The organism is Dietzia sp. SYD-A1 (genome assembly GCF_015356725.1).
Taxonomy (GTDB): Bacteria; Actinomycetota; Actinomycetes; order Mycobacteriales; family Mycobacteriaceae; genus Dietzia.
In genome coordinates this window covers 1-5,269 of the sequence record NZ_JADDKI010000160.1, presented here as the reverse complement: position 1 = coordinate 5,269, position 5,269 = coordinate 1, and the positions used below count along the sequence as shown (strand labels likewise).

General features: G+C 66.6%; 4 protein-coding genes and 1 pseudogene. 4 read left to right on the top strand and 1 reads right to left on the bottom strand.

Features of this window, described 5'->3' with window-relative positions:
* The first annotated feature begins 164 nt into the window (after positions 1–164).
* Entirely contained in the window at positions 165–734 is a 570-nt protein-coding gene (locus IY392_RS07680; protein WP_069389790.1) for a TetR/AcrR family transcriptional regulator, read from the top strand.
* 39 nt (positions 735–773) lie between these two features.
* Here IY392_RS07680 and IY392_RS07675 read toward each other — a convergent pair whose 3' ends face one another.
* Positions 774–2,321 carry a long-chain fatty acid--CoA ligase gene (locus IY392_RS07675; protein ID WP_069389786.1) on the bottom strand — a complete coding sequence of 516 codons (1,548 nt, stop codon included), beginning with the start codon at positions 2,319–2,321 and terminating at the stop codon, positions 774–776.
* A 309-nt stretch (positions 2,322–2,630) separates the two neighbouring features.
* Between IY392_RS07675 and IY392_RS07670 the strand changes: the two genes are divergently transcribed.
* The 3 genes and pseudogenes from IY392_RS07670 to IY392_RS07660 form a co-directional block, all read left to right on the top strand.
* Entirely contained in the window at positions 2,631–3,158 is a 528-nt protein-coding gene (locus IY392_RS07670; protein WP_228549152.1) for an enoyl-CoA hydratase-related protein, read from the top strand.
* Between the two features lie 67 nt (positions 3,159–3,225).
* Positions 3,226–4,359: an NDMA-dependent alcohol dehydrogenase gene (locus IY392_RS07665; RefSeq protein ID WP_095719419.1), complete on the top strand. Its 1,134-nt coding sequence runs from the start codon at positions 3,226–3,228 to the stop codon at positions 4,357–4,359.
* Positions 4,360–4,370: 11 nt separating this feature from the next.
* Positions 4,371–4,628, top strand: a pseudogene (locus IY392_RS07660) (TetR family transcriptional regulator); the annotation flags it as partial.
* Positions 4,629–5,269: the final 641 nt, after the last annotated feature.

Sequence of the window (5,269 nt, the reverse complement as noted above, 5' to 3'; positions counted from 1 at the left end):
CGAACCCGCCCCATCAGCGGACCTGAACTGGCGTGTTACTGACCCACGCTCCTAGGTAGCGTGTGGCCGTGTCCAAGTCAGTGACGCGAGTCGATCGCGAGACAGGAATCGCTAACCTTTCTGTCATGCGGGCACCGTCAATGCGCGAACGATTCAAGGAGCACATGCGCCTGGCTGTCCTCGAGGCTGCCCACGACCTGACTGTCGACCGCGGCTGGGACCGGGTGCGCATGGGGCAGGTGGCTGATCGTGCCGGGGTGTCGCGGGCGGCTCTGTACAAGGAGTTCGGTGACAAGGCCGGCCTCGGAGAAGCCGTCGTACTCCGGGAGGCCTCGCGCTTCCTCGAGGGCATCCGGGGCGCGCTGGAGGCGCACATCGGCGATGCGAAGCGAGGCATCGCAGCCGCCGTCGACTACACCTTGAACGAGGCCGGGCGCAGCCCCCTGCTCAAGGCGGTGCTCATCTCCAACCGTGACCTTGATGCGGGAGGTCAGGCGTCCACGGGGATGCTCCCGCTGCTCACGACATCCGCACCGCTTCTCGACCTCGCCTCCGACACCCTGGCCGGATGGGTCGCGGAGAGTTATCCGGGTCTCCCCCCGGGCGATGTCATCGACGCGGCCGACACCCTGGTGCGCCTGACGGTCAGTCATCTTGCGCTCCCCAAGTGGGACCGAACCGCGACAGCGCGGAAGATCTCCGAGGTCGCCGTCCGGTTCCTCTCACTCGAATAGTGACCTGCGCCGGGCGTCGGGAGCAGTCTGAACTGGGCTTCAGCGGCGCACGGCGTGTTCGTTGCCGCCGTGCTGCTGCCGTAGCACCGTCTTGAGCACCTTGCCGGTCGCTGTGCGGGGCAGCTCGGCTACGAACTCGATCCTGGTGGGGCACTTGAAGTGGGCAAGCCGCTCCCGGGTGTATGCGATGAGTTCCTCGCCGGTCGGCTCGGCGCCGTCCTGGAGCGCCACGGTGGCCACCGGGGTCTCGCCCCAGCGGACGTCGGGGACGCCGACGACGGCCACTTCACGAACGGCCGGGTGCCGGTAGAGCACTTGCTCGACCTCGATCGGGTAGACGTTCTCGCCGCCAGTGATGATCATGTCCTTTTTGCGGTCGACGAGCGTGATGAACCCCTCGGCGTCTATGCGGCCCAGGTCACCGGTGTGGAACCAGCCGCCGCGGAAGGCCTCGGCCGTGGCTTCCGGGAGACCCCAGTAGCCCGCGAACACATTGGGTCCCCGGAGGACGAGCTCTCCGACCTCGTTGGTGCGCGCGTCCTTGTCGGCGTCATCAACGATGCGCGCCTCAACGTGGAACACCGCGCGGCCGATGGATCCGGCCTTCTCCTTGACGTGATCGGCGTCCAAGACGGACACGATCGGAGCGGTCTCGGTCATTCCGAAACCCTCCTGGAAGGGCAGCCCCTTACCCTGATAGAAATCAATGACCGGCAGAGGGCAGGGCGCTCCACCGGAGACGGCGAGCTCCAGCGAGGACAGGTCGAAGTCGTCGAAGCCAGGCTCCGACATGAGCGCTGCCCACATGGCCGGGACCATGAACTGCACGGTGGCCCTCTCTCGGGACATCGCCTTCAGGGTCTGCGCCGGGTCGAACGAGGGAAGCAGTACGTTGGTCCCGCCGACGTACAGCAGCGGCAGGGTGTGGATCCCGAGGCCCCCGATGTGGAACATCGGCGCCACGGTCACCGTGACGTCGGTCTCACGCAAGCCGCGCCCGAAGGACAAGCTGTTCACGACGTTCCACAGGTGATTGTCGTGGGTCAGCATCGCGCCCTTGGGTCGCCCTGTGGTTCCGGACGTGTACATCAAGCACGACACGTTGCTCCGATCGACGTCGGCGCTGACTGGACGGGCCTCACCGTTGGCCAACACGTGCTCATAGCGCAGCTCGCCGTCCTCGGGTTCGCCGCCGACGACCAGGCGGGATCGGACGCGTACTCCCTCGCCGGCCACAGCCGCGCGTGCCCCCGGAGCCAGGGGCGCCGAATACACGAACACGTCTGCGCCCGAGTCCGCCAAGAGATAGGTGATCTCGGCCGGCGCAAGACGCACGTTCATGGGCACGAACACCGCGCCCAGCTTGGCCGTGGCCAGCATCGTCTCTATGAACGCGGTGCTGTTGAGCAGGAGCCCTGCCACCCGATCGCCCCGTCGGACGCCGAGGGCGCTCAGTGCCCGGGCCAGTCGATTGGTGCTGCTGTCTAGGGCGGAGTAGGTCAGACGCCGCTCACCGTCGACGAGAGCGATCCGGTCCCCGGAGAGGAATGCCCTCGTCGTGACCCAGCTGCCGATTCCCTCGTCCATGGACATTCCTTCCGGGATGCTGTCATCTCTGCGAGTGAGTCAGATCACGTAGTTTGTCCAAACCTGACGGTGCCCACAAGTTAGTCGGACGCTACTGAGTAAGTCAAATCAAATGAGACATTTCAGGGTGTTGGAACGTAACCAGTTTTGGCTCGTCTGGCGGGGTCGTTGATGGTGGCCTTCTCTGGAAGTTTCGGCGGTTGCGGTCGTCGGCTGAACCGTTGCGGGTGGGCGTGGTAGGCGGCGTCGAGGACGGCTTGGCGTCGTGCCTGGACGTCGGTGGCGGTGCCGTAGTGGACGCTGGCCCGGATGTTCCTGGGCCTGCTCCGGGCGATCATCGCGCATCCCAAGCCGGTGATCGCGGCCGTCGACGGTCACGTCCGCGCCGGTGGGATGGGTCTGGTGGCGGCCTGCGACCTCGCCGTCGCCGGACCGTCGTCCACCTTCGCGCTCACCGAGGTCCGCCTCGGCCTGGCGGCCGTCATGATCTCCGTACCGTTGGCGGCACGCGTGAACTCACGGGATCTCGCATGCGTGCTGCTGACCGGCGAGAAGTTCGACTCCGCGCACGCCCGGCGGATCGGCCTGCTCTCGGACGCGGTGGAGGACCTCGACGCCGCCGTCGACGAGCTCGTCGACTCCTTCCGGCCCTGCTCGCCGCAGGGACTGGCGGAGAACAAGGCGCTGCTGGCCGCGCCGATGATTGCCGAGCTCGACGCCCGTGGAGACGACCTCGCCGGGGTCACCGCGCGGCTGTTCACGACGCCCGAGGTGGCCGAGGGGATGAGCGCATTTCTCGAACGCCGATTGCCCTCCTGGGCGACGCCCGACGCGTAGCGTATGCGATTGTCACAGATATATGACTCGACACACATCACAGAAACCCGCAACGAGAGGTAAAGCCATGCGTACCAAGGCCGCCATCATCCGTGAGCCCAAGCAGGACGGCTGGGAGATCGTCGACGTCGACATCGACGATCCCAAGGCGGGAGAGGTCCAGGTCAAGTTGGCCGCATCGGGCCTCTGCCATTCGGACGAGCACCTGCTCACCGGCGACCTGCAGTTCGAGTCCTACCCGATCATGGGCGGTCACGAGGGTGCCGGGGTCGTCACCAAGGTCGGCGAGGGTGTGATCGGCCTAGAGGAGGGAGACCACGTCGTCCTGGCGTTCATCCCCGCCTGCGGTACCTGCCCGCCGTGTTCAGAGGGCCTGCAGAACCTCTGCGACAACGGCGCGGGACTGCTCACCGGGCGTGCGATCAGCGACGGCGGCTTCAGGGTGCACACCGCCGACGGTGAGGACGTGGCCACCATGTGCCTCCTGGGGACGTTCGCCCCGCACGTCACCGTGCACCAGTCGTCCGTCATCAAGATCGAGAAGGACATCCCGCTGGACAAAGCCGCACTTCTCGGCTGCGGGGTGTGCACCGGTTGGGGCTCGGCCACGGAGATCGGCGGCGCCAAGGAGGGCGACATCGTGGTGGTCGTGGGAGTCGGTGGGATCGGCATCAACTCGGTCCAGGGTGCAGCGGCGGCGGGTGCGCGCGCTATCGTCGCCGTCGACCCGGTCGAGTTCAAGCGCGAGAAGGCCAAGGAGTTCGGGGCCACCCACACCTGCAGCTCCATGGACGAGGCGATGGCACTGGTCGGAGAGATCAGCTGGGGTCGGATGGCCGATCTGGTCATCCTCACGATGGGCGTGGTCGAGGGCAAAGACCTGCTCCCCGGTCTGCTCCTCACGGGCAAGGGCCGCCGGTGTGTCGTGGTGGGCCTGGGGGACATGATGGCCGTCGACGCCCAGGTGTCAATCATGGACCTGGCGATGCAGCAGAAGACACTGCAGGGCGCCATCTTCGGTGGCACCGGCCCGCGCAAGCAGATCCCGCACCTGCTGCACCAGTACCGCGCCGGGAACCTCAAACTGGACGAGCTCGTCACCAAGACGTACCGGCTCGAGGAGATCAACCAGGGGTACCAGGACATGCGCGACGGCAAGAACATCCGCGGTGTGATCATCTACGACGAGCAGGACTGGTAACAGGAGGATGTATGACGGAGCCCGAGCAACGGACCCCCAAGCAGGACCGTAGCCGCCTCACGCGGGAACGACTGCTCGGTGCCTCCATCGATCTCCTGGCGACACAGGGCTGGGCGGCGACCACCGTGGGTGCGGTGGCCGCCGCCGCCGGCGTCTCCCGGGGCGCCGCACAGCACCACTTCCCGACCCGGGAGGACCTCATCACCGCCGCGCTCGGTCACATGATCGAACAGCGGATCGAGGACGTGCGCAGGGTGGGACTGGATCTCGGCGAGGACCTCGTCCTTACGCGCCGACTCGGCCTCAGCCTTGCCGAGCTTGCGTTCCAGCTCGGCGATGCGGGCCTGCTCGGGACTGCGCGGGCTGCGGCCAGCCTTCTTCACCCCGCCCAGGGTGCCGGCGGCGATCGCGGCCCGCTATTCCTTGACGTGCGAATCATAGAGACGCCCCCGGCGCAGGACGGCGCCCTTCGCGCCGGCGGGGGCCGCATCATATTCAGCAACGATCCGACGTGTGAAGTCCGCGGTAAAGGACCGGCGCTTCGCCCGGTCGGACCACGGGCCCTGCGGATCCGCCGCCGGCGCGACGAGGCCCCAGCCTCAATCCACACTGACCGGGTGTCTCACCTCAGTGTCTCTACGACGGTCTCAACGCTGGGCAGGTGTAGGTGCGCAGCATGTGGTGCCGAATCGCTTCACACTCCGGGTCCCACCCCGCTCGACGAGGGTGGCGAATCACGGTCGTCAATTGATGTTCCTTTCCGAAACACGGTCGCTGCTCGTCGTATCCAACACCCACGATCGATCAACTGCGGGCAAGTCCGCCGAGCATCAGCTCGGCCCTATCGACGGGAAGCTGCTGGGTGATGGCTCGCTTGCTGAACATGAAATCGCGGGGGCGGTTGATGCAG